General features: G+C 70.7%; 26 protein-coding genes and 1 pseudogene. 17 read left to right on the top strand and 10 right to left on the bottom strand.

Features of this window, described 5'->3' with window-relative positions:
- From dnaK to clpB, 5 genes are all read left to right on the top strand, one after another.
- Positions 1-1323, top strand: a 1323-nt coding sequence (dnaK, locus tag ABZ801_RS40590; protein WP_360709036.1) for a molecular chaperone DnaK, incomplete at its 5' end; no start/stop codon positions are given.
- Positions 1320-2015, top strand: coding sequence for a nucleotide exchange factor GrpE (grpE, locus tag ABZ801_RS40595; protein WP_360709038.1), 696 nt, complete (start codon positions 1320-1322; stop codon positions 2013-2015). The genes dnaK and grpE, both read left to right, overlap by 4 nt.
- A 96-nt stretch (positions 2016-2111) precedes the next feature.
- Positions 2112-3281, top strand: coding sequence for a molecular chaperone DnaJ (gene dnaJ / locus ABZ801_RS40600; RefSeq protein ID WP_360709041.1), 1170 nt, complete (start codon positions 2112-2114; stop codon positions 3279-3281).
- Between the two features lie 7 nt (positions 3282-3288).
- Positions 3289-3735, top strand: a complete 447-nt coding sequence (locus ABZ801_RS40605; RefSeq protein ID WP_344958885.1) for a helix-turn-helix transcriptional regulator — start codon at positions 3289-3291, stop codon at positions 3733-3735.
- A gap of 49 nt (positions 3736-3784) precedes the next feature.
- A complete protein-coding gene (gene clpB, locus ABZ801_RS40610) occupies positions 3785-6382 on the top strand; it encodes an ATP-dependent chaperone ClpB (RefSeq protein ID WP_344958883.1) in 2598 nt (865 codons plus the stop codon).
- Between the two features lie 26 nt (positions 6383-6408).
- Here the strand turns inward: clpB and ABZ801_RS40615 are convergent, their stop codons facing one another.
- On the bottom strand, positions 6409-6534 hold the full coding sequence (locus ABZ801_RS40615; RefSeq protein WP_360709045.1) for a hypothetical protein: 126 nt from the start codon (positions 6532-6534) through the stop codon (positions 6409-6411).
- 240 nt (positions 6535-6774) lie between these two features.
- Positions 6775-8124 (bottom strand): hypothetical protein, encoded by a 1350-nt coding sequence (locus tag ABZ801_RS40620; protein ID WP_360709048.1) that lies wholly within the window; start codon positions 8122-8124, stop codon positions 6775-6777.
- Between the two features lie 229 nt (positions 8125-8353).
- Between ABZ801_RS40620 and sigJ the strand changes: the two genes are divergently transcribed.
- The 4 genes from sigJ (at position 8354) to ABZ801_RS40640 (ending at position 12570) form a co-directional block, all read left to right on the top strand.
- Complete coding sequence (gene sigJ, locus ABZ801_RS40625) at positions 8354-9229, top strand: RNA polymerase sigma factor SigJ (protein ID WP_360709050.1); 876 nt, start codon at positions 8354-8356, stop codon at positions 9227-9229.
- A 128-nt stretch (positions 9230-9357) separates the two neighbouring features.
- Complete coding sequence (locus ABZ801_RS40630) at positions 9358-10473, top strand: amidohydrolase family protein (RefSeq protein ID WP_360709053.1); 1116 nt, start codon at positions 9358-9360, stop codon at positions 10471-10473.
- Positions 10443-10973, top strand: coding sequence for a multicopper oxidase domain-containing protein (locus ABZ801_RS40635; RefSeq protein WP_360709056.1), 531 nt, complete (start codon positions 10443-10445; stop codon positions 10971-10973). The genes ABZ801_RS40630 and ABZ801_RS40635 overlap by 31 nt, the downstream gene beginning before the upstream one ends.
- A 247-nt stretch (positions 10974-11220) precedes the next feature.
- On the top strand, positions 11221-12570 hold the full coding sequence (locus tag ABZ801_RS40640; protein WP_360709059.1) for a PQQ-binding-like beta-propeller repeat protein: 1350 nt from the start codon (positions 11221-11223) through the stop codon (positions 12568-12570).
- Positions 12571-12630: 60 nt separating this feature from the next.
- Here the strand turns inward: ABZ801_RS40640 and ABZ801_RS40645 are convergent, their stop codons facing one another.
- Entirely contained in the window at positions 12631-12978 is a 348-nt protein-coding gene (locus ABZ801_RS40645; RefSeq protein WP_360709062.1) for a hypothetical protein, read from the bottom strand.
- A 239-nt stretch (positions 12979-13217) separates the two neighbouring features.
- On the opposite strand from ABZ801_RS40645, the gene ABZ801_RS40650 reads away from it, so the two are divergent.
- The 3 genes and pseudogenes from ABZ801_RS40650 (at position 13218) to ABZ801_RS40660 (ending at position 15206) form a co-directional block, all read left to right on the top strand.
- On the top strand, positions 13218-13934 hold the full coding sequence (locus ABZ801_RS40650) for a TetR/AcrR family transcriptional regulator C-terminal domain-containing protein (RefSeq protein WP_360709065.1): 717 nt from the start codon (positions 13218-13220) through the stop codon (positions 13932-13934).
- A 428-nt stretch (positions 13935-14362) separates the two neighbouring features.
- Positions 14363-14839 (top strand): annotated as a pseudogene (locus ABZ801_RS40655) (NAD(P)-dependent alcohol dehydrogenase); the annotation flags it as partial.
- A 91-nt stretch (positions 14840-14930) separates the two neighbouring features.
- Entirely contained in the window at positions 14931-15206 is a 276-nt protein-coding gene (locus tag ABZ801_RS40660; protein WP_360709122.1) for a zinc-binding dehydrogenase, read from the top strand.
- A gap of 128 nt (positions 15207-15334) precedes the next feature.
- Here ABZ801_RS40660 and ABZ801_RS40665 read toward each other — a convergent pair whose 3' ends face one another.
- The 4 genes from ABZ801_RS40665 to ABZ801_RS40680 all read right to left on the bottom strand — a co-directional run bounded on the left by ABZ801_RS40665 (position 15335) and on the right by ABZ801_RS40680 (position 18535).
- Positions 15335-15493: a hypothetical protein gene (locus ABZ801_RS40665; RefSeq protein ID WP_360709068.1), complete on the bottom strand. Its 159-nt coding sequence runs from the start codon at positions 15491-15493 to the stop codon at positions 15335-15337.
- Between the two features lie 67 nt (positions 15494-15560).
- The gene (locus ABZ801_RS40670) at positions 15561-16802 is read right to left on the bottom strand and encodes an amidohydrolase family protein (protein WP_360709071.1); all 1242 of its coding nucleotides are present in this window, start codon (positions 16800-16802) and stop codon (positions 15561-15563) included.
- Between the two features lie 50 nt (positions 16803-16852).
- The gene (locus ABZ801_RS40675) at positions 16853-17635 is read right to left on the bottom strand and encodes an alpha/beta hydrolase (RefSeq protein WP_360709073.1); all 783 of its coding nucleotides are present in this window, start codon (positions 17633-17635) and stop codon (positions 16853-16855) included.
- Positions 17636-17638: 3 nt separating this feature from the next.
- Entirely contained in the window at positions 17639-18535 is an 897-nt protein-coding gene (locus ABZ801_RS40680; protein ID WP_360709076.1) for a fumarylacetoacetate hydrolase family protein, read from the bottom strand.
- A gap of 143 nt (positions 18536-18678) precedes the next feature.
- Between ABZ801_RS40680 and ABZ801_RS40685 the strand changes: the two genes are divergently transcribed.
- From ABZ801_RS40685 to ABZ801_RS40700, 4 genes are all read left to right on the top strand, one after another.
- Positions 18679-19341: a FadR/GntR family transcriptional regulator gene (locus ABZ801_RS40685; RefSeq protein WP_360709078.1), complete on the top strand. Its 663-nt coding sequence runs from the start codon at positions 18679-18681 to the stop codon at positions 19339-19341.
- Positions 19342-19595: 254 nt separating this feature from the next.
- Positions 19596-19808, top strand: coding sequence for a hypothetical protein (locus tag ABZ801_RS40690; protein WP_344958852.1), 213 nt, complete (start codon positions 19596-19598; stop codon positions 19806-19808).
- 260 nt (positions 19809-20068) lie between these two features.
- Positions 20069-20404, top strand: a complete 336-nt coding sequence (locus ABZ801_RS40695; RefSeq protein WP_360709081.1) for a glyoxalase superfamily protein — start codon at positions 20069-20071, stop codon at positions 20402-20404.
- A gap of 567 nt (positions 20405-20971) precedes the next feature.
- Positions 20972-22225: a methyltransferase domain-containing protein gene (locus tag ABZ801_RS40700; RefSeq protein WP_360709084.1), complete on the top strand. Its 1254-nt coding sequence runs from the start codon at positions 20972-20974 to the stop codon at positions 22223-22225.
- A gap of 117 nt (positions 22226-22342) precedes the next feature.
- Here the strand turns inward: ABZ801_RS40700 and ABZ801_RS40705 are convergent, their stop codons facing one another.
- The 3 genes from ABZ801_RS40705 to ABZ801_RS40715 form a co-directional block, all read right to left on the bottom strand.
- Positions 22343-23137: a UTRA domain-containing protein gene (locus ABZ801_RS40705; protein ID WP_360709087.1), complete on the bottom strand. Its 795-nt coding sequence runs from the start codon at positions 23135-23137 to the stop codon at positions 22343-22345.
- A 318-nt stretch (positions 23138-23455) separates the two neighbouring features.
- On the bottom strand, positions 23456-23662 hold the full coding sequence (locus tag ABZ801_RS40710; protein WP_360709089.1) for a DUF397 domain-containing protein: 207 nt from the start codon (positions 23660-23662) through the stop codon (positions 23456-23458).
- Positions 23663-23681: 19 nt separating this feature from the next.
- The gene (locus ABZ801_RS40715; protein ID WP_360709091.1) at positions 23682-24527 is read right to left on the bottom strand and encodes a helix-turn-helix transcriptional regulator; all 846 of its coding nucleotides are present in this window, start codon (positions 24525-24527) and stop codon (positions 23682-23684) included.
- Positions 24528-24745: 218 nt separating this feature from the next.
- Between ABZ801_RS40715 and ABZ801_RS40720 the strand changes: the two genes are divergently transcribed.
- Positions 24746-25489, top strand: a complete 744-nt coding sequence (locus tag ABZ801_RS40720; RefSeq protein WP_360709125.1) for an ATP-binding protein — start codon at positions 24746-24748, stop codon at positions 25487-25489.
- Positions 25490-25588 lie beyond the last annotated feature (99 nt).

A 25588-nucleotide genomic window follows, 5' to 3' on the forward strand; every position in this document is an offset into this window, starting at 1 on the left:
GACGGGGTGGTCGAGGTCAAGGCCACCAGCGGTGACAACCACCTGGGCGGCGACGACTGGGACAACAAGGTCGTCGAGTGGCTGGTCGAGCGGTTTAAGAACGCCAACGGCGTCGATCTGTCCAAGGACAAGATGGCGCTGCAGCGGCTGCGCGAGGCGGCCGAGAAGGCCAAGATCGAGCTCTCCAGCTCCTCGGAGACGCAGATCAACCTGCCCTACATCACCGCATCGGCCGAGGGCCCGCTGCACCTGGACGAGAAGCTGTCGCGCGCGGAGTTCCAGCGCATGACCGCCGACCTGCTGGAGCGCACCAAGAACCCGTTCCACCAGGTGATCAAGGACGCCGGGATCAGCGTCAACGACATCGACCACGTCGTCCTGGTCGGCGGCTCCACCCGTATGCCGGCCGTGACCGAGCTGGTCAAGGAGCTGACCGGCGGCAAGGAGCCCAACAAGGGCGTCAACCCCGACGAGGTCGTCGCGGTGGGCGCGTCGCTGCAGGCCGGTGTGCTCAAGGGCGAGGTGAAGGACGTCCTGCTGCTGGACGTCACGCCGCTGAGCCTGGGCATCGAGACCAAGGGCGGCATCTTCACCAAGATCATCGAGCGGAACACCACCATCCCGACCAAGCGGTCGGAGGTGTTCACCACCGCCGACGACAACCAGCCGTCCGTCGAGATCCAGGTCTTCCAGGGCGAGCGTGAGATCGCGGCCTACAACAAGAAGCTGGGCACCTTCCAGCTGACCGGCATCGCGCCCGCGCCGCGCGGCGTGCCGCAGATCGAGGTCACCTTCGACATCGACGCCAACGGCATCGTCAACGTCTCGGCGAAGGACCTGGGCACCGGCAAGCAGCAGTCGATGACCATCACCGGCGGCTCGGCCCTGCCCAAGGACGACATCGAGCGGATGATGCGGGAGGCCGAGCAGTACGCCGAGGAGGACCGTCGGCGCAAGGAGGAGGCCGAGACCCGCAACCAGGCCGAGACCCTGGCCTACTCGACCGAGAAGTTCCTCAAGGAGAACTCCGAGAAGATCCCCGAGGACGTCAAGAAGGAGGTCGAGGAGGCCGTCGCCGAGGTCAAGAAGAACCTGGAGGGCGGCGACATCGACGCCATCCGCACCAGCTCCGAGAAGCTGGCGCAGGTCAGCCAGAAGATGGGCGCCGCCATCTACGCCCAGAACCAGCCCGCGGGCGAGGGCGCGGCCGCCGGCGCCGACGCCGGCGCGGGGGCGTCCGGTGACGGGCAGGCCCAGCAGGACGACGAGGTCGTCGACGCCGAGATCGTCGACGAGGACAAGCCGAAGGGTGGTGCCGCGTGACGACCCCTCCCACCAAGGGCGAGGGCGAGGAGCGCGAGGCCCCGGTGATCCGTGACCGGCGCCGCATCGACCCCGAGACCGGCAAGGTCCGGGAGGGCGGCCAGGCCCAGGCCGCGCCGGAGTCCGCCGCGGACTCCGGCGCGGGGGCGGCCGCCGCGGGGCAGGCACCGGCCGGCGAGGGAGCCTCGGCCGGCGAGCAGGCGCTCCGGACCCAGCTCGACGAACGCACCGCCGACCTGCAGCGGCTGAAGGCCGAGTTCGACAACTACCGCAAGCGGGTCGAGCGCGACCGGCTGGCCGTGCGCGAGCAGGCCCTGGCCAACGTGCTGAACGAACTGCTGCCGGTGCTGGACGACATCGGCCGCGCCCGCGAGCACGAGGAGCTGACCGGCGGGTTCAAGTCGGTCGGCGAGGCGCTGGAGGCCGTGGTCGGCAAGCTCGGGCTGGAGAAGTTCGGGGAGAAGGGCGAGCCCTTCGACCCGACGGTGCACGAGGCGCTCATGCACTCCTATTCGCCCGACGTGACCGACACCACCTGCGTGGACGTGCTGCAGCCCGGCTACCGGATCGGCGAGCGCGTGCTGCGGCCCGCGCGCGTCGCGGTGGCCGAGCCCGCCCCCGAGTCGGCCGCCGCCGAGGACGGCGGCACGTCCGAGGGCGGCGGACAGCCCAAGTCCGACGACGGCGAGTAGATCCCCTTCCGCGACGGTCCCGCCTCGGCGACGATGATCGGGGCGGGACCGTCCAGGACGAACGAAGAACGTGGCGCGAGCAGAGAGCGGGGCATCGTGAGCACCAAGGACTACCTGGAGAAGGACTACTACAAGGTCCTCGGTGTCTCGAAGACGGCCTCGCAGGACGAGATCAAGAAGGCTTACCGCAAGCTGGCCCGCAAGTACCACCCGGACGCCAACAAGGGCGACGCCGACGCCGAGGACCGCTTCAAGGAGGTGTCCGAGGCCTACGACGTCCTGTCCGACGAGAAGCGGCGCAAGGAGTACGACACGCTGCGGTCGATGCCGGGCGGGTTCCGCGGCGGCCAGCAGGGCGGCGGCTTCGGCTTCGACCTGGGGGACCTCTTCGGGCAGACCGGGGGCGCGGGCGGTGGCGCCGGCGAGCGGCTCGGCGACCTGTTCGGCGGGCTGTTTGGACGCGGCGGCACCCGCACCACCACCGGCCCCGGCGCCCGCCGGGCGCGGCGCGGCGCCGACGTCGAGACCGAGGTGACGCTGTCGTTCGGCAAGTCGCTGTCGGGCGCGACCGTGCCGCTGCGGCTGACCAGCGAGGCGGCGTGCCCGAACTGCCGGGGCACCGGCGCCCGCAGCGGCACCGTGCCGCGCGTGTGCCCGTCCTGTGAGGGCACCGGCCTGGAGACCCGCAACCTGGGCAGCTTCGGCTTCCAGGAGCCCTGCAAGGAGTGCCGGGGCCGCGGGCTGGTCGTGGACGACCCGTGCCCGAACTGCCACGGCAGCGGCCGGGCGACCGGCACCCGCACCATCCAGGCCCGTATCCCGGCGGGGGTGAAGGACGGGCAGAAGATCCGGCTCAAGGGCAAGGGGGCGCCCGGCGAGAACGGCGGCCCGGCCGGCGACCTGTACGTCAACATCAAGGTGCGGCCGCACCCGGTGTTCGGCCGCAGCGGCGACAACCTGACCCTGACGGTCCCGGTGACCTTCCCGGAGGCCGCGCTGGGCGCCGAGATCAAGGTGCCGACGTTCGGCGGGCAGCCGGTGACGCTGCGCCTGCCGGAGGGCACCCCCAACGGCCGCACCTTCCGGGTGCGCGGCCGGGGCGCGACCCGGCGCGACGGCACCAAGGGCGACCTGCTGGTCACCGTGGAGGTGCAGGTGCCGCAGAAGGTCGACGACCCGACGCGCGAGGCGCTGGAACGGCTGCGCGCCGCGGGCGGCGGTGACGAGCTGCGCGGCGAGCTGCTCCGGCAGGCCAGGGAGGAGTGAGCGTTCCATGGACCCGTTCGGCGACGACACCCCGGTCTACGTGATCTCCGTGGCGGCGCAGCTGTCCGGCCTGCACCCGCAGACGCTGCGCACCTACGACCGGCTGGGGCTGGTGTCGCCCGGCCGCACGGCCGGGCGCGGCCGCCGCTACTCGATGCGCGACATCGTGCAGCTGCGCGAGATCCAGCGGCTCTCCCAGGAGGAGGGCATCAACCTGTCGGGCATCAAGCACATCCTCGAGCTGCAGCGCGACAACGTCCGGCTCCGCGAGGAGCTGGCGGCGGCCCGCGCCGCGCTGGAGGAGCTGAGCAACGAACTCGAATCGACCCGCGCCGTCGCGGCGCGCCTGGCGCAGCAGCGGCGTCGCGGGGACACCGGCGGCACCTCCGGTGGCGACCTCGTGCCGATCCGCCGCACCAGCGTGGTGCTGTGGCACGAGCGCCGCTCCGAGTAGCGCCGCCGAGCGACGGCCCCGTCCGGGCCGAGGGGGAGCTGAACGCACCATGGACTACAAGCTGACGCAGAAGAGCCAGGAGGCGGTGTCGGTCGCGGTCCGCCGGGCCGCGGCCGAGGGCCACCCGCAGGTGGAGCCGCCGCACCTGCTCACGGCGCTGATCGGGCTGAGCGACGGCACGGCGGTGCCGCTGCTGGAGGCCGTCGGCGCCGACTGGAGGGAGGTGCGCCGCCGCGCCGAGGAGCTGCTGGAGCGGCTGCCCAAGGCCGCGGGCGCGACCGTGTCGTCGCCGCAGCTGTCCAGGCAGCTGATCGTGGCGATGAACACCGCCGCCAACCACGCCAGGCGGCTGGAGGACGAGTACGTCTCCACCGAGCACCTGCTGGTCGGCCTGGCGTCCGACGGCGGTGCCGTGGCCGACCTGCTCAAGGAGTTCGGGGCCACGCCGCAGGCGCTGCTGGAGGCGTTCGAGCGCGTGCGCGGGCACGCCCGCGTCACCAGCGAGAACCCCGAGGAGACCTACCAGGCGCTGGAGAAGTACGGCGTCGACCTGACCGCGCGGGCCCGCGAGGGCCGGCTCGACCCGGTGATCGGCCGCGACACCGAGATCCGCCGCGTGGTGCAGGTGCTGTCGCGGCGCACCAAGAACAACCCGGTGCTGATCGGCGAGCCCGGCGTCGGCAAGACCGCCGTCGTGGAGGGCCTGGCGCAGCGGATCGTGGCCGGGGACGTCCCCGAGTCGCTGCGCAACAAGCAGCTCGTCGCGCTGGACCTCGGCGCGATGGTCGCGGGCGCCAAGTACCGGGGCGAGTTCGAGGAACGCCTCAAGGCCGTCCTGAACGAGATCAAGGCCAGCGAGGGCCGGATCATCACGTTCATCGACGAGCTGCACACCGTGGTCGGCGCGGGCGCCGCCGAGGGCGCGATGGACGCGGGCAACATGCTCAAGCCGATGCTGGCCCGCGGCGAGCTGCGCATGATCGGCGCGACCACGCTGGACGAGTACCGCGAGCGGATCGAGAAGGACGCCGCGCTGGAGCGCCGGTTCCAGCAGGTCTACGTGGGCGAGCCGACGGTCGAGGACACCGTCGCGATCCTGCGCGGGCTCAAGGGCCGCTACGAGGCGCACCACAAGGTGCAGATCAACGACTCGGCGCTGGTCGCGGCCGCGTCGCTGTCCGACCGCTACATCACCGCGCGTTTCCTGCCGGACAAGGCGATCGACCTGGTGGACGAGGCCGCGTCCCGGCTGCGCATGGAGATCGACTCGCGTCCCGTCGAGATCGACGAGCTGCAGCGCGCCGTCGACCGGCTGCGCATGGAGGAGCTGGCCCTCGCCAAGGAGACCGACGAGGCGTCCCGGGCGCGGCTGGAGCGGCTGCGCAAGGATCTGGCCGACAGGCAGGAGCAGCTCAACGCCCTCAACGCCCGCTGGGACCGGGAGAAGGCCGGGCTGAACCGGGTCGGCGAGATCAAGGAGCGCATCGACCAGCTGCGCGGCGAGGCCGAACGCGCCCAGCGCGACGGCGACCTGGAGACCTCCGCCCGCCTGATGTACGGCGAGATCCCCGCGCTGGAGAAGCAGCTCCAGGAGGCCTCCGAGCAGGCCGAGACCCGCGAGGCGATGGTCAAGGAGGAGGTCGGCCCCGACGACGTCGCCGAGGTCGTGGCGTCCTGGACCGGCATCCCCGCGGGCCGTCTCCTCGAAGGCGAGACCGCCAAGCTCCTGCGCATGGAGGACGAGATCGGCCGGCGCCTGGTGGGCCAGAAGGCCGCCGTGCGCGCCGTCTCCGACGCGGTGCGCCGCGCCCGCACCGGCATCTCCGACCCGGACCGTCCGACCGGCTCGTTCCTGTTCCTCGGCCCGACCGGCGTCGGCAAGACCGAGCTGGCCAAGGCCCTCGCGGAGTTCCTGTTCGACGACGAGCGGGCGCTGACCCGCATCGACATGAGCGAGTACTCCGAGAAGCACAGCGTGGCGCGCCTGGTCGGCGCCCCGCCCGGCTACGTCGGCTACGAGGAGGGCGGCCAGCTCACCGAGGCCGTGCGGCGCCGCCCGTACTCGGTGGTCCTGCTGGACGAGGTGGAGAAGGCCCACCCCGAGGTCTTCGACATCCTGCTGCAGGTGCTGGACGACGGCCGCCTGACCGACGGGCAGGGCCACACGGTCGACTTCCGCAACACGATCCTGATCCTGACGTCCAACCTGGGGTCGCAGTTCCTGATGGACGCCGACCTGTCGGACACCGCCAAGCGCTCGGCCGTCATGGAGACCGTCCGGGCCGCGTTCAAGCCCGAGTTCCTCAACCGGCTGGACGAGGTGATCGTGTTCGACTCGCTGTCCACCGAGGAGCTGACCGGCATCGTCGACCTGCAGATCGACCGGCTCCGCCGGCGCCTGGCCGACCGCCGCCTGACGCTCACCGTCACCGAGGCGGCCCGCGAGTGGCTGGCCCTGACCGGCTTCGACCCGCAGTACGGCGCCCGCCCGCTGCGCCGCCTGGTCCAGTCGGCCATCGGCGACCAGCTGGCCCGCGCCCTGCTGTCGGGCGAGGTCCGCGACGGCGACGAGGTGGTCGTCGACCGCGCCGAGGACGCCGACGCGCTCACCGTGGCGCCCGCCCGCGCGGTCGACCTGGCGAAGTGATCCCGACAGCGTGATCCCGCGACCGGTCACCGGCCCTCGTGCCGGTGACCGGTCAGCGCGTTGGCGGGGTTGGGCGGCGGCGGCAGCACCCCTGCCGCCAACACGGCGACCAGCATCGCGATCACGACCTTCATCCGCCTACGTCCGTTCATACCTCCGAATCTAGGCAGCGCCCGCCCGCCGCCCCAGGGAGCAGACTCCCCAAGCGGGGTGGGGCCAGCCCGAACACTCCGCCACAGGGTTCCTCTACCTGGACGCCGCCCCCTGCAAGCGGTCGACGCGGCGAGCGGCACCGACGTGCTCGCCTTCAAGGTCGGCCGACGGATACCTCGCGAGCCCGCCGGACCTCTCCCCGAGCCGCCCCGGCGACGACCTGACGCCGGGCCGGGGCGTCATGTGTGGACGCCGAACCCGCCGAAGGATCCGAAGTCGCCGCCCCCGTAGTCGCCGCCACCGGGGTCGGTGGGGTAGCTGCCGCCGTGGTATCCCGACGTCCGGCGGGACTTCTCCGCGGCCCGCTCGGCCTGCCATTGGGCGCGCTGCGCGCGCTCGCGCTCAAGCTCCTGACGGTCGCGCAGGCGCTCCACCACGGGACCGAACCAGTCGTCGACCATGGCCAGGAACGACTGCGGGAACTCAGGGGCCATGGGACGTCCCGCCGGAGTGGTCCCGGAGGGCGGCGGCAGTCGCGCGGCCATATCGGCCAGTTCACGATCGGCGAGACGGACCGAATCTTCGTCCCAGTCCACCAGGTGCAGATCGAGGCGCTTGTCCCGCGCCTCCTCGATGACGTCCTTGAGACGGCTGACCGACGTGGCGGTCTCGGCCGGCGCCGCCACGTCCGAGCGGGTGACGCGGAACTCGTCCGATCCGGCGGGCGCCAGGTACCACAGCTTCCGCTGCTGCCAGGTGAACAGCCCGGCGAAGTGCGCGCTGATCCGCGGATAGGTTCTCGCGGTCTGCTCTGCCTGCGCGCGCACCTCGTCGTGGATCGGCCGGTACTGCTCGGACGCGCGCAGGAGACGGTCGTACCCGTCCGTCAGCGCCGCCTGCCATCGCGCGAACCGCCTGGGGGTACGCCGGGGCGACGGGGAGATGCGGTGCCCGTACTCGGTCCAGGCGTCGCCGAGCTGCCGGACCACTTCGTCGATCTCGGTGAGATACGCGATCGCGGCCTGCTGCCACCGCCGAAAATCGTCCTCCTCCGCCGCCACGTGGACCGCCTCCACCACCTCTGCCGCCCACGGCTCGTCGCTTGCGAGGCCCGCACGCTCGCGAGGCTCCAGCATCGGTTCGGGGGCGTCGGGCTCGGGCTCCGCGGGCAGACGCATGTGCAAGTCGGCGCCCCATGACGCATCGGGCCTCTCATAGGAAGCCACGTACAGATCGCACAACGCCGGCAGCCGCTCTTGGAAGATCGGGGGGAACCATTCGGAAGAAGGGCGGCAGCGCCGGAAGAACGTGTACGGGACCTGCCACTTCATCTGGTGCCGATATGTGAAGCCACCGAAAGGGTGCTGCACTTGGATCTGGATTCCCTGTGACATGGACAGGTGCCGCCAGCCCAGGTCCGGCAGGTCGTTCTTCCAGTGCCCCCTGAACAGCGGATGCTCCCGATGCGGCCGGCGCTGCGCATACGGCAACAGCCACATGGCCCGCGTGTCCGGCTCACCCTGTTCCCGCGCGAGAGCCAGCAGGTCGGTCCGACGCCGCTCCCTACGCCTCTCCAACCGGTCGCCCATGCATCCCTCCGAGCAGCGCCAAACGACGGTCAATATATGGGTGATACCCGCTAGCGCGCTCGGACCGACCGGGCGATCGGCGGGCTGCTCGCCGCACCCGGACCGAGGGAATGTCACACTTCGAGGGGCTGTGTCGTCCTTCGGGCATGAGAGCGGCTGTGATCGTCGGAAGCAGGTCGTCGGAGGGGCGGGTCATCGCCCCCTGCGGGAACGTCCGCGGGGCGGGAGCATGACGCGCGAGGAGCTCGTCCGGGCCTTCGAGGCCGAACGTCCGCGGCTGCGGCGCATCGCCTACGCCACGTTGGGATCGGTGGCCGAGGCGGAGGACTGCGTGCAGGAGGCGTGGCTCCGGCTGCGCGCCCTGGACGACCCTGAGGAGATCCGCGACCTGCAGGGCTGGCTGGTCAGGACGGTCGGGCGGCTGGCGCTCGACGCGCTCGGCAGCGCCCGGGCCCGGCGGGAACGCTATGTCGGGACCTGGCTGCCCGAACCGCTGGTCGGGGAGCACGAGGCGGACCCGGCCGACCGGGTCACGCTGGACGAGTCGGTCAGCACGGCCCTGCTGCTGGTGCTGGAGAGCCTGTCGCCCGCCGAGCGCGCGGCGTTCCTGCTGCACGACGTGTTCGGCATGACCTTCGACGAGGTGGCGGAGGTGGTCGGCCGGTCGCCGGTCGCCGTCCGGCAGCTGGCCTCGCGCGCCCGCCGGCACGTCGCCGAGGGCCGTCCGCGTTTCCCGCCCTCCCCCGCCGAGCAGCGGGCGCTGGTCTCCGCGTTCGCCGCCGCGTGCCGGCGCGGTGACCTGGACGGGCTGGTGGCGTTGCTGGCGCCGGACGTGGTGTGCCGGGGCGACGGCGGCGGCAAGGTCAGAGCCGTGCCGCACGAGGTGCGCGGCGCCGAACCGGTCGCGCGCCTGCTGCTGTCCTTCACCCGCGGCTCGGAGATCGACATGCGGTTCGCCACCGTCAACGGCGCGGCGGGGCTGGTCCTGCGGGCTCCCGACGACGTGCTGTCGGTGGCGTCGTTCACCGTGGACGCCGGACGCGTCGTCGCGGTCGACGTGGTCCGCAATCCCGACAAGCTCACCTACGTCCCCGAGCCTCGCTAGCCGGAGGACGCCCCCCCGCACAGACCCGGCCCGGCCGCGTCACCCACTCCACTCCGGTACGCGGCGCCCCCCTCACTCACCCTCCGCGATCGATCAATTCATCTCTGTAACGAATTCGGAGTTTCGTCATGCGAACCCTCATCCGTGATGTGCGCCTGTTCGACGGGACGCGGGTCCTTGAGCGCGCGGACGTCCTCATCGACGGCGCCACGATCGTCGAGCCGGACGGCCGCGATGCCGACGTCATGGTCGACGGCATCGGCCGGACGCTGCTCCCGGGACTGATCGACGCCCACACCCACACCTTCGACGGCGACCTGGCCACCGCCCTGCGGTACGGCGTGACGACCGAGCTGGACATGTTCTGCCTGCCCGGCAACCTGGCGCGGCAGCGCAAGCTGGCCGCCGAGCGCGACGACGTCGCCGACCTCCGCAGCGCCGGGGTGCTGGCCACCGCGCCCGGCGGCCATCCGACGGGGGTCATGACCGCGATGGCCGACCAGCTGCCCGGCGCGCCGGACGCCGTCGGGCCGTTCGACACGATCTCCTCCGCCGCCGAGGCCGAGGCGTTCGTCGCGGCGCGCGTCGCCGAGGGCAGCGACTACCTGAAGATCGTGATCGACGACGGCTCGACGGGCTGGAGCCCGGTGCCCACGCTCGGCCGCGACACCGCGACGGCGCTGGTCGAGGCGGCCCGCGCCGCCGGGCTCCGCAGCATCGCGCACGTGGCCACCGCCGCCGACGCGGCGATCGCCCTGGACGCGGGCGTCGACGGGCTGGGCCACGTCTGGTCCGACGCCGCGCCGGGCGATCCGGCCGCCGACCGGCTGATCGAGCGGATCGCCGCACAGGACGTCTTCGTGATCACCACGCTCGCCTACATCGAGGTCGTCGGCGAGAACGACCCCGGACGCGCCCAGCGCGCCAAGCGGGTGGCGGACGCGCTGCACCGCGCCGGTGTGCCGTTGCTGACCGGGACCGACGCGACCCCGTTCGCCCCCGGCCACGGCGACGGCCTGCACCGGGAACTGGAACTGCTGACCGGGGCCGGGCTCACCCCGCTGGAGGCACTGACCACGAGCACGAGCGTCACCGCCGACCGCTTCGGCCTGACCGACCGCGGGCGCGTCGCCCCCGGCCTGCGCGCCGACCTGGTTCTGGTGGAGGGCGACCCCACCCGCGACATCACCGCGACCCGCGACATCCGCGACGTGTGGCGGCGCGGCGTCCGGCAGTCCCGCTGAGCCCATGTCCGTCGGCTTCCGGAGCGACCTCCCTGCCCGCCCGCCTGGCCGATGTCCCCGCGATCCCGCCGCGCACCGCCGTCCGGACACGCACCTTCGAACTCGCCGAACACCAGATCAACGGCAGGAAGATGGACCCCGGCCGGATCGACGCCCACATGCTCAGGGACACCACCGAGATCTGGGACGTCCGCAGCGGCGACGGCACCCTGCACAGCTTCCACGTCCACGACGTGCAGTTCCAGGTGTTGTCGGTCGACGACCGGCGCCCGCCCCCGCACCTGTCGGGCTGGAAGGACACCGTCCTGCTGCCCCCGGGAACCCGGATGCGGCTCATCATGCGGTTCGCCGACTACGCCGACCCGCACCGGCCCTACATGTTCCACTGCCACATGCTCTACCACGAGGACCAGGGGATGATGGGCCAGTTCCTCGTCCTCGAACGAGGCCAGACCCCCGCCCCGCCGCCCTCCCCCGGCCTCCGCCGACACCACCACTGACAGGCGCCCCGGCCAGGGCCCGTATTCCGGTGAGCCCACCGACGCCGTAGGATCCCTGATCGATCTTCTTGGGGGGCGGGTGGGGAAACGGGTTTCCGCTGCGGCACTGGTCGCCTTGCAGTGCCTGGTGGCGCCCATGGTGCTGGGCTGGGCCGCAGCGTTCGACATCAGATATTGGAGCTTGCCGAGAGGGAACTGCGGTGGCGGACTACCTGCCTGCTCCCAGGGAAGCGTCCCCATCATCTGGATGACGCTGGGGCTGAACTTCCTGCTCCTGATCAGCATCATCTTCGTCATCGCGACGGTCCGGTCCCGGCTGCGCCGGTCGGCCAAGCAACTGATCGCGGCGGGCTCGGCCGCCCTGCTGGCCTTCGCACTGGGATACTGGCCCGCCGATCGAGCGTTCGGGGCCTGGCGGGGGCGGCTGCTGCAGGTCGCCTGGACGACGCCGTCCGAACGCCCCGCCACGACGCGCGCCGCCGGGGTCTGGTCCGACGGGCCGCGGGTCGTCCGAGCCCGGTTCGACCGGCTCATCGCCTACGACGTCGAGCAGCAGGCGAGCAACTGGGTCCGCGAACTGCCCGCCCGCGGGGAACTGTGCGCGATGAGCCGCTCGACGTCCGGCGGTGTCGGGCTCATCGGCTACGGCCCGGCCGGGACCACCTGCACCACGCTCGCCGCGATCGATCTGCGCACCGGACGGACGCTGTGGACACGGAACCTGGGCAGCCGGCGCTTCTCCGCGAGCGAGGGCCGGGAGGCCGACCGCATCGAGATCTCGGCGCGGGCCGCCGTCGTGGCCGGCGACGCCACGGTGATGGCGTTCGCCCCCCGGACGGGCAGGCCGCTCTGGCGGCGGTCGATGCCCGGTTGCACTCCCCGCGCGGTGGGAAACGGGCCCGGCGGAACGGTGGTCCTGTCCGGCTGCGGCGCCAGGGGCTTCACGGTCTCGGTCCTGGACCCCCGCACCGGACGGCCACTGCGTCGCACGGCGGTGACCGACGCACCCGAAGGCCAGGTCCGATCGGCCGAACTGGTGTCGGCGCACCCGCTGCTGGTCAAGATCGGCGAGGGCGGCGAACACGGACGCGAGGTGCTGCACACGTTCGACGAGGCGGGCAGGCCGCGCGCCGCCATCCCCTTCGACGACCAGCACGGGAAGATCGAACTGGAGGAGCACCCCGGAGATTTCCGGCTCCGCCCGGTGCGGCGATTCGCCGTCCACGGCGACACGCTGCTGCTGGTGGCCGAAGGCGGCGACCACCGCACCAGCGACGCCCTCGTCGCGTACTCGCCGACCACGGGGAGACGCAAATGGTCACGCCCCCAGAAGCGGCTGGCCATCAAGTGGATACGCCTCACCGGCGACCGGATCGAGGCACCGGTGTCCAGCAGCACCGGACGCCATCTGCGCGTCCGGAACTTCTCCCTGACCGGAGCGAAGATCGGCGGCGACCTCACCAACGACGACCAGGACATCTTCTTCTACAGCGGCGCCCTTGAACCCGTCACGGTCGGCGAACTCCTCGTCGTCGTCCGAGCCGACGCCACCAAACGCTACGGCGGAGGCCCCATCACGGCACTGCGCCCGAAGTGACCTGAGGTGGGGCGGAGCCGATCTGTGTCAGTGACTGCGCGGAATTGTCGGCACGGTTCGTCAGCGTATGGAGCCGCTGAGGTTGCTGGTGCCGCTGCCCGAGCCTTCGGCGCGGGTGAAGGGCCGGCCGTCGACGTAGGCCACGGCGCTCACCGGGCCGTCGTCCTGGCGTCGTATGGCAACGCTCCAGGTGTCCTCGCCCTGCTTGGTGAGTTTGATGTCCTTCCGCCAAGGAAGCGCCACCTTGGGCTCCGTCGTGGAATGGCCGTTGATGACGTAGGTGATGTTGACACTTCCCTCGCCGGTGATGTCGAGGGTGAGCGTGTGCCGCTCGTCATCGGACGAGCAGGCGGCCGACAGCAGTACGACGGCGGCCAATGTCAGCGGCCACCTGCCAGATGTGATCATCCGATCGCTCCTCGCAACGGTCACCGACAAGTTACCGGGGACGCGGAACGCGTGCCGCTGCGCGCCGACATCAATTTCCTGTCCCTCTGGAGCGGTTGACCCATGGCGGCCGAGTGAGCGCCCTGCACTGAGGGCCGTCCCACCGGCGGGCTGCCGCCTGGGCTGACGGAACGGCCGACGCCTGGCGTGGGCCGGGGAGACTTACCGTGTACGGGTAGAGTGCGTCGGGAGGAAGATCCATGACTCCACGAGCCGACGCCGACGAGCTGACCGAGCAGCCCCGGATTCCGCTGAGCCGGAGGCGGGTGCTGCGCGCCGCCGTGGAGCTCGCCGACCGCGACGGCCTCGACTCGCTCACCATGCGCCGGCTGGCGCAGGAGGTCGGGGTCGAGGCGATGTCGCTGTACCACCACGTCGCCAACAAGCAGGCCGTCTTCGACGGCATCGTCGAGGTGATCCTCGGGGAGATCATGGCGGCGGTGGAGGAGGTCGAGGCTCCGTCACCGGAGGAGGACTGGCAGGCGGCGCTGCGCGCGCGGATCCTCGCCGCCCGGGAGGTCTTCCTGCGCCACCGCTGGGCCCCGCAGGTACTGGAAAGCCGCACCGAGACGAGCCCGGCCGTCATCGCCTACTACGACCACGTCGTCGCCATCCTTCGGGCGGGCGGGTTCTCGTGCGACCTGGCGCACCACGCGCTGCACGTCCTAGGCAGCCGCGCCCTCGGGTTCACTCAGGAGTTGTTCCAGCCCGGCGGCGTCCAGACCTCGAACGCCGAGGCCGCCGCGATGATGGAGCAGATGGCCGACCGGTTCCCGAACATCGTCGGGATGCTGGCGGACGCCGTCCACGACGATCCGGACGGCACCCTGGGCTTCTGCGACGACCAGTTCGAGTTCGAGTTCGCGCTCGACCTGATCCTCGAAGGGCTGGAACGGCGCCGCGCCGCCGGTTCCTGACCGACGCGACCGATTCCGCGATGCGCCTGAGCGCGCCGCACGTGCCGTCACCCTTGGTCACCGGCTGAGCCCCTTTACGCCGCAACCCTTGACTCCCTTACGCCGTACGATAACCTTACGACGTACGTCAGCCTTACACCGTACGACAGCGGCCCGCCCGGAAGCGGCACGCGGACACCAGGCACAGGGGCCGATGAGCGCCCGTAAGAGCCGGACACCTGAGCGCGTTCAGGTCATCCCGGCCCACCCCCCTCTCACCCGGTGTGGACACCCACCGAAAGGAAGACGCCATGAAAGCCTGGACCTGGGACCGCTACGGCCCGCCCGACGTGCTGACTCTCCGAGACGTCAACGAGCCCGACATCGCGCGGGACGAAGTGCTGGTGCGGGTGCGGGCGGCGTCCGTCAACCCCTACGACTGGCGCCACATGCGGGCCCACCCGAAGCTGGTCCGGCTGAGCATCGGCCTGCGGCGGCCGCGACCGGGCCTTATCCTCGGCGCCGACCTCGCCGGCGTCGTCGAGCGGGTGGGCGACGAGGTGACCGGCCTGCGCCCCGGCGACGAGGTCTTCGGCGAGGTCCGGCTGGGATCGTTCGCCGAGACCGTCGCCGTCCCGCACAACAGGCTGGCCGTCAAGCCCGCTCGCCTCACCTTCGAACAGGCGGCGTCGGTGTCGATGGCCGCGCACACCGCACTGCAAGGGCTGCGGGACGCGGGGAGGGTCTCCGCCGGGCAGCGGGTCCTCGTCAACGGGGCCTCCGGCGGCATCGGCACGTTCGCCGTCCAGCTCGCCAAGACGTTCGGAGCCGAGGTCACCGGCGTGTGCAGCACCCGCAACATCGAACTGGTCCGCTCTCTGGGCGCGGACGACGTCGTCGACTACACCCGCGAGGACTTCACCGAACGGAAAGGGCGCTACGACCTGCTCATGGACATCGTGGGCGACCGGTCGCTCGCGCAACTGCGGCGCCCCCTGACCTCCCGTGGGGACGCTCGTGATCGTCGGCGGCATCGCCTCGCCCCGCGGCGGGTTGCTCGGACCGGCGGCGCAGATGCTTCGCGGAGCCCTGGCCTCCCCGTTCGTCAGCCAGCGCATCACCAGTGTCAGTTGGAAGCCCAACTCCACCGACCTCCGGTTCCTGGCCGAACTCATGGAGAAGGAACAGCTGACACCCGTCATCGACCGGACCTACCCGTTCACCGACCTCCCCGAGGCCCTGCGCTACATCGAACACGGCCACGCCCGAGGCAAAGTAGCCATCACCCTCTGATCCCCCGCCGCGCACACACCCGGCGCAGGGGGACGTTCCGCATTTCCGCGTGAGCCGGGCGCCGCGCAGATGGAAGCGCCACGACCACGGCCGCGCCGCTCCAGGGCTGTGGCGGCGCGGCCGCCCGGTCACCGCGCGCGGTTCACGGCCGACAGGCAGGCGACGTTCCTCACGAGGAGGGTGCCGCCTTGGCGGTGGCGGGCGATGGCGGCGTTGAGCTCGCGGCCGAAGTCGCCCGTGGCGTGGACGTCGTAGCGGGGACAGGTTCGGCAGATCAGCAGGGGCATCGGGGTTCCAGATGGCGGATGAGCAGGGCACCGGCGCGACCCGCCGGTGCCCTGCGGTCGGTGGCTGTCAGGCGTCGGCCGGTTGCCGCTCCTTGTGGAAGCGCCCGTCCTTCATGATGTAGTGCAGCTTGTCCTGGTCCTGCAGGACGGTGATGTCGGCGAGCGGATCGCCGTCCACCACGATCACGTCGGCGAGATAGCCGGGCTGGACCTTGCCCAGCTCGTGGGGGCGCATCATGATCTCGCCGCCCAGCGCGGTGGCCGACAGGATCGCCTCCATCGGGGTGAAGCCGAGGCGTTCGACGAAGTGCTGCAGGTCCCGGGCGTAGGTGCCGTGCGGTGTCCAGGCGAAGCCGTAGTCACCGCCGGGCAGGATGCGGATGCCGCGGCGGTGCATCTCGCGCAGCCCCTCGGTGGCGATCTCCAGTTCGCGTTTGTAGCCGACGGCCTCGGCGGCCTCCTGCGGGAATCCGAACGACTCCGCCTCGTAGAGGGTGGCGATCAGCCAGTTGATGCCGGGGGCGACGAACACCCAGTCCTTGTTGGCCTCCAGCATGTCCATGCCCTCTTCGTCGGTGAAGCTGGCGTGGTAGATGATGTCGACGTGGTGGCGCACGCACATCTTGACGCTCTCGGCGCTGCGCGCGTGGGCGCAGACGCGCCTGCCGCGACGGTGGGCCTCGGCGACGGCGGCGGCGACCTCCTCGTCGGAGAAGTAGGTGTCCTCGGCGCGCTGTGAGCCGGTGATCTCCTCACCGGTCATAGACAGCTTGATCTGGTCGACGCCCAGATCGATCAGCTCGCGGACGACCTTGCGCATGCCCTCGGGACCGTCGGCGAACTTGGTGATCGACTTGACCAGCGCGCCGCCGGTGACGGCGATCTCCGGGCCGTTGGCCAGGTACCTCGGGCCGGGGATGCGGCCGGCGTTGATCGCGTCGCGGCACACCACGTCCAGGCGGTCCTTGGCGGAGGCGGCGCCCACGCACATCGTGTAGCCGGAGTCGATGTAGGTGCGGGCGGACTCGATGCAGAACAGCAGGTGCTCCTCGACCGGCAGGGTGCCCAGGCCGTCCAGGTCCGCGCTGTTGTTCCAGCTGAAATGGGTGTGCGCGTCGCACAGCCCGGACATCAGGGTGCGGCCGCGGCCCTCGATCACCCGGGCGCCCGCGGCGTGCGCGGGGTCGACCGTGCCCACGGCGGCGATGCGGTCACCGTCGATGAGCACGTCGCCGGGGTAGGGGTCCGCACCGGTGGAGTCGAGGATCCGGACGTCGCGGAAGAGGGTCCTGTGGGGTGGGATGGGCATGGCAATGCTCCTGACGGTGACGGCACCAGGCCCTGGTGCCGCAGGTGGTTCTAGAGGAAGTTCAGGAGGTGGTCGGTCGTGGGGCGGGCGGCCTCCAGGGCCGTCCAGTGGCCGACACCGGGCAGGAGCTCCACCGTGGCCTTGCCGTGGACGTCGGCGAGTTCCCGGCTGGCCTCCGGCGGCCCCACCTTGTCCTGGTCGCCGGTGACCAGCAGCAGCGGCAGCGCGGGGTCGATCGGGCCCGGGTCGGTGGCCGCCGCCAGGGCCTCGCAGTTGCGCGCGTAGCCCTCGGGGTCCTGGCGCATGACGAGCTCGCGGACGAAGGCGGCGACCTCGGGACGGTCGCGGCGGGTCTGGTCGGACAGGGCGTTGGCGACGACACCGGGCGCCACCGCGGCCGTGCCCCGCTCGCGCAGTACGGCCGCGCGGTCGCGCTGGGCCTGCCGTGCCGCCTCGTTCGGCACCCTCACGGCGCCGAGCAGCACCAACGCGGAGACCTTTCCGGGATGGCGGGCGGCCAGCACGCGGACCACCAGAGTCCCCATCGAGTGCCCGACGACGGCGGCCGAGGGCACGTCCAGTTCGTCGAGGACCGCGGCCAGGTCGTCGGCGTGGCTTTCGATGCTGATGTCCGCGGCGAGGGGCGAGCGTCCCGCCCCCGCCGAGTCGACGCGGATGACCTGGAAACGCTCGGCCAGGGCGTCCGCCTGCACCTGGTAGAAGTTCGAGGTGCCGCCCAGGCCGTGGACCATGAGGACCGGCGGGCCCTGCCCGTCGACCTCGACCGCCAGTGTCCTGCCGTTGATGTTCACGTTCGCCTCTCTGCTCGTCATTTCTCAGCCGACGCGGTTGCGCAGCGTGCCCAGCCCGGTGATCGTCACCTCGACCACGTCGCCGGTGGCCAGGAACCTGGGCGGGTCGAAGCCGATGCCCACCCCGGCCGGGGTGCCAGTGGCGATCAGGTCGCCGGGCAGCAGGGTGATGCCGGCCGAGATCGTGGCGATCAGCTCCGGGACGTCGAAGATCAGGTCCTTGACCGGAGCGCTCTGCCGCGGCTCGCCGTTGACCGTGGTCTCGACCCGCAGGGCGGTCACGTCGGTGATCTCGTCCGCGGTGACCGCGTAGGGGCCCATGGGACAGTGGGTGTCCAGCGACTTGCCCAGCAGCCACTGCTTGTGGTCGCGTTGCAGGTCGCGAGCCGTCACGTCGTTGACGATCGTGTAGCCCCACACGTGGTCGAACGCCCGCTCCCGGGAGATGCCCCGTCCGCCACGGCCGATGATCACACAGAGTTCGCCCTCGTAGTCGAGTTCCGCGGTCACCCCGGCATGCGGATCGATGTCGGCGCCGGGGCCGGTGACCGACGTCGTCGCCTTGCTGAAGATGATCGGCTTGTCCGGCAGGTCCTCGGAACGGGCGGGGGTGTCGTAGCCGCTGCGTCCGAACTCGACCGCGTGGTCGCGGTAGTTCTTGCCGACGCAGAACAGATCGCGACGGGGAACGGGGATCGGCGCCAGCAACTCCACCGAGTCCAGGGACAGGGTGGGCTGGTCACCGGCCGCGTCCCGCAGCACCGGACCCAGCTCCTCCCACCCCTCGATCAGCTCCAGCATCCCGGTGCCGGGCGGGAGCACGACGGTCGCGTCATGGACGATCCGGCGCTCGCTGTCAACGACGCCTACGCGCCGTTCGGTCCCGGCGGAGTCCGCGGGGCGGAAGGTCACCAGCTTCACAGGGTTGAACCAATCTGAACCAAACGAACCAATGTGACGACCGCAACTGTATGACCCGATCGTTCCCACTGTCGAGAGGCTGCCGGATGGAGTTTTGCCGGACACAATTGGTCTACATTGGTTCAGGCGGGTACCATGGCGCGGTGATCACAGTGGAGCAGTCGCTGCGGACCCTGCTGCGGGAGGGCATTCGCAGTGGCGCGCTGGGGCCCGGCGCCAAGCTGCCCACCGAGCGCGCCCTGGTCGAACGCCTTGCCGCCCCCCGCAGCGCCATCCGCCGCGCCCTGGGCGTGCTGGAACAGGAGGGGCTGGTCGTCCGCCAGGTCGGACGCGGCACCTTCCTGACCGAGGCCGCCGTCCCGCCGGACGAGGTCGCCCCGGCCGACACCAGCCCCGCCGAGATCATGCAGGTCCGGCTGCTGATCGAGCCTCCGGTCGCGGCGCTGGCCGCCCGCGTCGCCACCCAAGCCGACCTGGACCGCATCGCGCACTGTCTCGACCGAGGCGGCCAGAGCGACGACCACCAGGACTTCGAGACGTGGGACACCCGGCTCCACCACGCCATCGCGCAGGCCGCCCACAACGGGCTCCTGCTGAGCATGTTCGACGTCATGAACACCGCGCGCAGCCTGCCGATCTGGGGCAGTCTCAAACGCCGCACATCCACGCCCGAGCGCATGCGCTGCTACCACAGCGAGCACACCGCCATCGTCGAGGCCCTGCGCGACCGCGACCCCGAAAGCGCCCAGGACGCCATGCGCCGCCACCTGGAGAACGTCGCCGACAATCTCCTGGGACGCCACTGACCGACGCAGGCCCCTCCACTCCGTGCACGTCCAGCACCGCGAACCAATGCGGCACCACCGGTAAGGCCGACCTCACCCGGACGAGGCTCACCACCGCGCCCGGCGACCGGTGCTGCTGCTGAATGCCGCCGGTGTCCTGAACCCCCGTACTGGCCCGTGGTCCAATCGGCGTCCGAGACGCCGACCACCCGGACAGGCCAACGAACCGTCCTGGAATCTTGGCGGCAGCATGTCAGGCTGATATCAAGTAGCGCATGGCGAAGTACCGCACCCGCGACGGCCACAAGGTCACCTTCGGGGCAAAAGTCTGGGCCCAGAACGGAACCGGACCGTTCACCATAACGAAACCCGGCCCAGCTTACGGATCGACCCCCAAAGGCTGGGTGCTCATGGTCGGCGGCGGCGAAGAAAGACTCCACGCCCCCGAGGACATCTCGCTCTACTACTACCTCTCCAAACCAGCCTAACCCTGATAACGCCGAGCACATAATGGACATGCGCGATGTGGGTGATTCCGGTCAGATGAATGGCCCGCACCTGCCGCCGCTCCCGCCATAAAGCCTGGCCGACGCCCATTATTTAGCCCGGCGGCATCCGCCGGACCTCGATGCTCGCCACGTCGGCCGTCGCCGACAGTTCCGGAGACTGGATCCAGACGAAGTCGCAGTAAGCGGTCCCAGTGCCGCATCAGGCAACGTTCGCCTGGGCGGTCTGCGACGATGGCGCCATGGACAACGAGGAAGTCATTCCCATTCTTCGCGTTGCGGATGCTGCGGCGGCGGTTGCCTGGTACGAGCGACTGGGCTTCGCCAAGCAGTGGGAACACCGCTTCGAACCGGGACTTCCCGCGTTCGTCGAGGTCGCCCGGGGCGGGGTGCGATTGTTCCTGTCGGAGCACAAGGGCGATGCCCGCCCCGACACGTTGGTCTACCTCCGCGTTCGTGACGTCGAGGCCATCGCCTCCGAGTTCGGTGTGAAGGCGCAGGACGCTCCGTGGGCACGCGAGATTGAACTGCGCGACCCTGACGGCAACCGGCTTCGGATCGGCACGCCGACGGAATGACACTCGCCGGCAACGCGCAGCAGGGAAGCTGTGCTCGTGGCTGAGCGAGTACGCGTCCGCGAGATCGATGACGGGGGCAGCGCCTGCTGCGGATCATCCGGCTGGGCAGCGGGTCTGTAGTGACGTGGCGGCTTGGGATCGCGGCTCCGGCGACGTGCATCACGGTGGTGTCCAGGCTCACCATGACGAACCCACCGCCGCGTGACCCCGCTAGGTGGCGGCGACGGCGTGGGCGTGCACGGTCGTCGCCGCAGGGGTGTGCGACACGATGCGGGCCGAATGGAACCCGTCCCCCGCCTGGACCGCGCGCGGCTGTCACAGTTGCGTAGCCCTCATGGTGCGCTCCGTGCTCGTGTGTTTTCCTTCCTGCAAGCCCCCGAGGGACCGCCCCGGGCGACCCGCGACGGCGGCCGTCAACGCAGCGCCTAGGGCCTTGATCAGCAGTGACGGAGAGGACCCTGTGATGGGCAAGCACGACAACACCGGCGACAGGCACCGTCCCGACAAAGACATTCCCCCGGACAAGAAGGACGACGACAACAGCGGCGGCGGCGGGAAGCGCGGCAAGTGAACACCCCCACCGGCCGTGACCAGCTCACCGACCAGATCACCGGGCCGGGGCATGCGGCGGCGCCCACCGGACGGCTGATCGACCAGCTGGCCGACCGGCTCGCCGCGGCCGGGGATCTGACCCGGCCCGAGTGGCGGCAGGCGATGCACGCCGCTCCGCGTCACCTGTTCACGCCCGCGCGGGCCTGGTGCGTGCCCGACGGGCCAGGCGTCGCGCACACGATCGACCGGGCCGCCGATCCCCGCGGCTGGTGGGACGGCGCGTACGCCGACGCGGCCATCATCACCCAGATCGCCGACGGCGACGCCGACCCCGCCACCGGGCAGGGGCCGTGGACCTCCTCACTGTCGGCACCTGGAGCGGTCATGACGTTCCTGGAGCTGCTGGCCCCGCGCCCCGGCGACCGGGTCCTGGAGATCGGCACCGGCACCGGATGGACAGCCGCGCTGCTGTCGGCCCGGCTCGGCGACGACCGCGTCACCTCGGTCGAGGTCGATCCCGCCGTGGCCGAGCAGGCGGCGGCCAACCTGCGCGCCGCCGGGTTCACCCCGACCCTGCTCACCGGCGAGGGCGCCGACGGCGCACCCGACGGCGCACCCTACGACCGGGTTCACGTCACCTGCGGCGTCACCACGGTGCCGTACGCGTGGGTGCGGCAGACCCGGCCCGGCGGGGTCCTGGTGTTCCCCTGGATGCCCGAGTTCGCCGGAGGCCACAAGGCCCGCCTGACGGTGACCGGCGACGGCCGCGCCATCGGCCGGTTCCACGGATCGGCCTCGTACATGATGCTGCGCGCCCAGCGCGGCCCCCAACTGCAGGTGCCCGATGAGCCCGCCGGTGTGCCCGGCGTGGAGGAGTCGATGACGCTGCTGGACCCGCGCACCGTCGTCGGCGACTCCTACGGCGCCGACGTGGCGATCGCCGGGATGCTGCCCGACGTGATGGGCGCCGAACGCTCCACCCGCCCCCACGACGACGGCAGCGACGGCGAAGGCGGAGAAGGCCGCTGGTGCCTGATCCTGGCCGACACCGCCGGGACCTCCTGGGCCTGCTGCCGGCACCGGCCCGGCGCCCGCGAACACCTCGTCCACCAGGCCGGACCCCGGCGGCTGTGGGACGAGGTGGCCGACGCCTACCTTCGGTGGGTCGGCTGGGGCAGCCCCGGCCGGAACCGGTTCGGGATGACCATCACCGCCACCGGCCAGCAGGTCTGGCGAGACGACCCGACCAACACCATCACCGCCACATGACCCCGCCAGCTAGGCGGTGGCGCAGTCCGACTGCGTCGGCTGGCTGCACAAGGGCGTCGCGGAGCGTGGCCCCGGCGGTGACCGGTCCAGCTTGGCGGTTGTGTGACAGGAATGAACTCAGAACTCGTCGAGGCCGCCGACCTGTCCGATAGTGAAGATATGACGCGTGGCGGCGCAGATCGTCTCCAGCGTGTGCACAGGTGTGTCTTCGGTTGAGTAGGACGCCCGCAGCACCTGCACCACCCACTCGCCCGGGTCCAGTTCCAGCGTGTCGGCCTCGAACCGCGTCGCCGGACGGGCGGTCAGCGTCTCCTCGGCGTGACCGAAGGTGTACCCGAGCGCCTCGATCGAGGCCTGCAGGGACGGCTTGACGAACTCGGGCTCGGCGATGCGCGTGCCGCCGAACAGGTCGGCCCGGAAGTACGACGTGGCGATCCGCACCGTTACGTCGTTGGCGGTCATCATCTTCCGCCGCGCGATGATCTCGTCCCCCGGATTCACCCGCAGGCACGCCGCGACGTGCTCGGACGCAGGTTCGAGACCGACGTACAGCATGCGGCGTCCCGGCCGGATCCCCTGCCGCTCGGCTTCGGTCATGAACAGCGACGCCGACCCGCGCGTCGCCGGGTCGGTCGGCAAGGCGCGCTGCACGATGACCTTCGGCCCTTGGCTCACCGGCGCCGCCGGCGCCTTGGCCGCGGGGCCCTTGCGCATCTGCGAGACGCGACCGGGCGTGACACCGAGCGCTCTGGCGATCTCCTCCAGGCTGTGCCCCGCCTCCCGAGCCTCGGCGATCGCGCCGCGGCGAATCCGCGCGGCCTCCTCCGTGAGGCCCTGCTGCTCGGTCATGGCGCGACTGACCGCCCGCGCCCGCTCGATCGGATCAGCGATGGTGGCGATATCACGCAGCATCCTCAAGTCCACGAGAGCGACTCGATCCTTCCTGGCGGCCGGTGCGCAACTGCCGTTTGCGTGCGTTGCGGACCTTCGAAGACCGCAAGCCGGCGCCCCGGGCGGGGAGCTGTCCGGCCTGCTCTCTACGGTCCCAGAGGTGGCTCCCGATGGTGATGTTTCGTCGCTCCGCCGGGATCCGGCTACCCGGACCAGTTCGGGCAGGCCGACCGGGCGCCCAGCAGCGACGCAGCCGCTGCCTTCTCTGTGGAAAGGCGACTTTGGTGAGATCCACCATGAGCACTCCGCCTACCCTTCCGCCTGGGGCAGGCGCCAGGCTCAGAGGTCGTAGTTCCCCTGCTTGATCTCCGACAGCAGACCACTCCATGCGCCGCACGTCACGACCAGGAACGCGCCCTCGGGATCCTTGGAGTCACGAACCGCGTTGACGGTCCCGACCCGCGCAACCTCAACACAGTCCGACTGCGTCGGCAGGCTGTAGGAGCTCTTGCGCCATGCAGCTGCCCTAAAGTCCGAAACCTTCATCACTGACCTTCCTTATTGTCTACAGCCGCGCTGCGATCTCATCGATCAATACGATGACTCTTTCTGGATCCGGCGCCTTGGCACGGAGATGATCAAAAGCGTGGTTGTATCCGGAAATATCAGACTCATCCTCAAGATACAGCTCACCAGTGAGGTGTTCCAGATACACACCGCTGACGGGCATCGGTCCGGCGAAGTCCAGGATCACGAAGGGGACGCCCATCGCCGAGTGGGGACCGGCCTCGAACGGCAGGACCTGGAGCGTGACGTTGGGGAGCCGTGCCACCTCGCGTAGCCGGTCCAACTGCTCGTTCATGACGGCCCTTCCGCCGACCAGCCGGTGGAGCACCGTCTCGTCGATGACCGCCCACAGATGAAGAGCGTCATCCCCTGTGAGGCGAGCCTGTCTTGCCATGCGCGCCTCCATGCGGCGGTCGATCTCGCTGTCAGGCAGGGCGGGCCGCACAGAGCTGAGCAGCGCTTTGATGTAGCCCCTGGTCTGAAGGAGGCCCGGGATCACTTGGGCCTGGTAGGTCCGCACGGCCGAGGCTTCCGCCTCGAAGCCGACATAGGGGCTGACGATCACATCGGAGTACTTGTGCCACCATGCCGGCTTGCGGGCCTCCCTCGCCAAAGTGATCAGAGCCTGGCGCTTTTGATCGTCCGCAATCCCATATTCCTCCAGCATGAGGCGCACGTCGCCCGGCGTCACCCGAGTCCGCCCAGTCTCGATACGCGAGATCTTGGCCTTGGACCAGTCAAGCCGCGCTGCCGCCTCCTCCATCGAGAGTCCGATCTCCTCGCGTAGGCGCAACAGCTCGCGACGGAGTTGCCTCCCACGGAACGTTTCGATGCTCGCCGCCATGGCTGGAGTCTCCCCGCTTCAAAACCCCGATCGAGGGGTGATGGCCAAAAAATCATGAAACGTCTTGAAGAGAAACGTTGCACATTGCGCTTGTCTCAGTCAACACTAACGGTGACAGTTCGAGTGCACATGGTGATCAGTGAAATGGGAGCGTTTGTCCCACTTCGCGGCACCAACTCATAAACAAGACGTAGCCAAGGAAGTGGCTCCCGATGGTGATGTTTCGTCCCCCTAACCTGGCCGCGGGTGGTGCGTGCGCATGGCGGCTTCCGGCCGACGAGCGCGGGCCGGCTGCGGCGCGGTCCTTGCTGCACCAGGTCATGGCCGGGCTCGGCCTGGAGCGCGACCTCATCGAAGACGGCAAGCTCGCGGTGTCCGAGACGGCCACCAACGCGCTGCGGCACGCGCACCCCCAACCGGTCACCGCGGAGACCGCGGACACCGCCCCGGAGCTGTGGATATGGGCGCGGACGGTCCCCGCGCCGCAACTCGTCGTCTCGCTCTTCGACTGCGCCAGACACGCCCTCCCCCGCCCCACCGGTACCGATCTGCTGGACGAGCACGGCAAGGGACTCGGCCTGGTCGCCGCAGTCACCGCCGACTGGGGAACCGGCCCGTCTCGGTCACGGCTGTCCGCGCACCACACGCCTGGCAAGACCGTCTGGTTCGCGCTTCCACTACCCTTCCGCTGGCCGGGCCGCCACCTGCGCGTCCACCCCGGCACGGCCGCACAAACGCTCATGCTGAACCTCGGCAAACGCGGCTACACCGGCAGGCGCAGCAGCGACGAGGAAGGCGTCTCCGTGGTGGAACTGCCCGGCCTGAACGTCTGGGTCCTCCCGGAGCACTTCTGCTGGCGGCCCGAGCCGGGCCGCTGCGTCCGGCGTCCTCTCATCGACCTCCAGGAGACCGCCGAACTCCTCGTCCGCCACCTGGAAGGCGCCCCCACCCCCGCCCCCTGAGCAAGACCCACCACGACACCGTCCCCATCAGTCACCACGCGATGGTCACCGCCGTTGCGCGCACTGCCCCCTCCCCACGCAGGGGAATGAAATGTGTCC

This window comes from Actinomadura sp. NPDC047616, from assembly GCF_040642915.1.
Lineage (GTDB): Bacteria > Actinomycetota > Actinomycetes > Streptosporangiales > Streptosporangiaceae > Spirillospora > Spirillospora miaoliensis.

Bases quoted from the DNA above. Each gene is read 5' to 3' on its own strand.
- ABZ801_RS40605 (WP_344958885.1), top strand. From the start codon at position 3,289: ATGGACCCGTTCGGCGACGACACCCCGGTCTACGTGATCTCCGTGGCG.
- clpB (WP_344958883.1), top strand. From the start codon at position 3,785: ATGGACTACAAGCTGACGCAGAAGAGCCAGGAGGCGGTGTCGGTCGCG.
- ABZ801_RS40615 (WP_360709045.1), bottom strand. From the start codon at position 6,534: ATGAACGGACGTAGGCGGATGAAGGTCGTGATCGCGATGCTGGTCGCC.
- ABZ801_RS40620 (WP_360709048.1), bottom strand. From the start codon at position 8,124: ATGGGCGACCGGTTGGAGAGGCGTAGGGAGCGGCGTCGGACCGACCTG.
- sigJ (WP_360709050.1), top strand. From the start codon at position 8,354: ATGACGCGCGAGGAGCTCGTCCGGGCCTTCGAGGCCGAACGTCCGCGG.
- ABZ801_RS40630 (WP_360709053.1), top strand. From the start codon at position 9,358: ATGCGAACCCTCATCCGTGATGTGCGCCTGTTCGACGGGACGCGGGTC.
- ABZ801_RS40640 (WP_360709059.1), top strand. From the start codon at position 11,221: ATGACGCTGGGGCTGAACTTCCTGCTCCTGATCAGCATCATCTTCGTC.
- ABZ801_RS40645 (WP_360709062.1), bottom strand. From the start codon at position 12,978: ATGATCACATCTGGCAGGTGGCCGCTGACATTGGCCGCCGTCGTACTG.
- ABZ801_RS40650 (WP_360709065.1), top strand. From the start codon at position 13,218: ATGACTCCACGAGCCGACGCCGACGAGCTGACCGAGCAGCCCCGGATT.
- ABZ801_RS40665 (WP_360709068.1), bottom strand. From the start codon at position 15,493: ATGCCCCTGCTGATCTGCCGAACCTGTCCCCGCTACGACGTCCACGCC.
- ABZ801_RS40670 (WP_360709071.1), bottom strand. From the start codon at position 16,802: ATGCCCATCCCACCCCACAGGACCCTCTTCCGCGACGTCCGGATCCTC.
- ABZ801_RS40675 (WP_360709073.1), bottom strand. From the start codon at position 17,635: ATGACGAGCAGAGAGGCGAACGTGAACATCAACGGCAGGACACTGGCG.
- ABZ801_RS40690 (WP_344958852.1), top strand. From the start codon at position 19,596: ATGGCGAAGTACCGCACCCGCGACGGCCACAAGGTCACCTTCGGGGCA.
- ABZ801_RS40695 (WP_360709081.1), top strand. From the start codon at position 20,069: ATGGACAACGAGGAAGTCATTCCCATTCTTCGCGTTGCGGATGCTGCG.
- ABZ801_RS40705 (WP_360709087.1), bottom strand. From the start codon at position 23,137: ATGCTGCGTGATATCGCCACCATCGCTGATCCGATCGAGCGGGCGCGG.
- ABZ801_RS40710 (WP_360709089.1), bottom strand. From the start codon at position 23,662: ATGAAGGTTTCGGACTTTAGGGCAGCTGCATGGCGCAAGAGCTCCTAC.
- ABZ801_RS40715 (WP_360709091.1), bottom strand. From the start codon at position 24,527: ATGGCGGCGAGCATCGAAACGTTCCGTGGGAGGCAACTCCGTCGCGAG.
- ABZ801_RS40720 (WP_360709125.1), top strand. From the start codon at position 24,746: ATGTTTCGTCCCCCTAACCTGGCCGCGGGTGGTGCGTGCGCATGGCGG.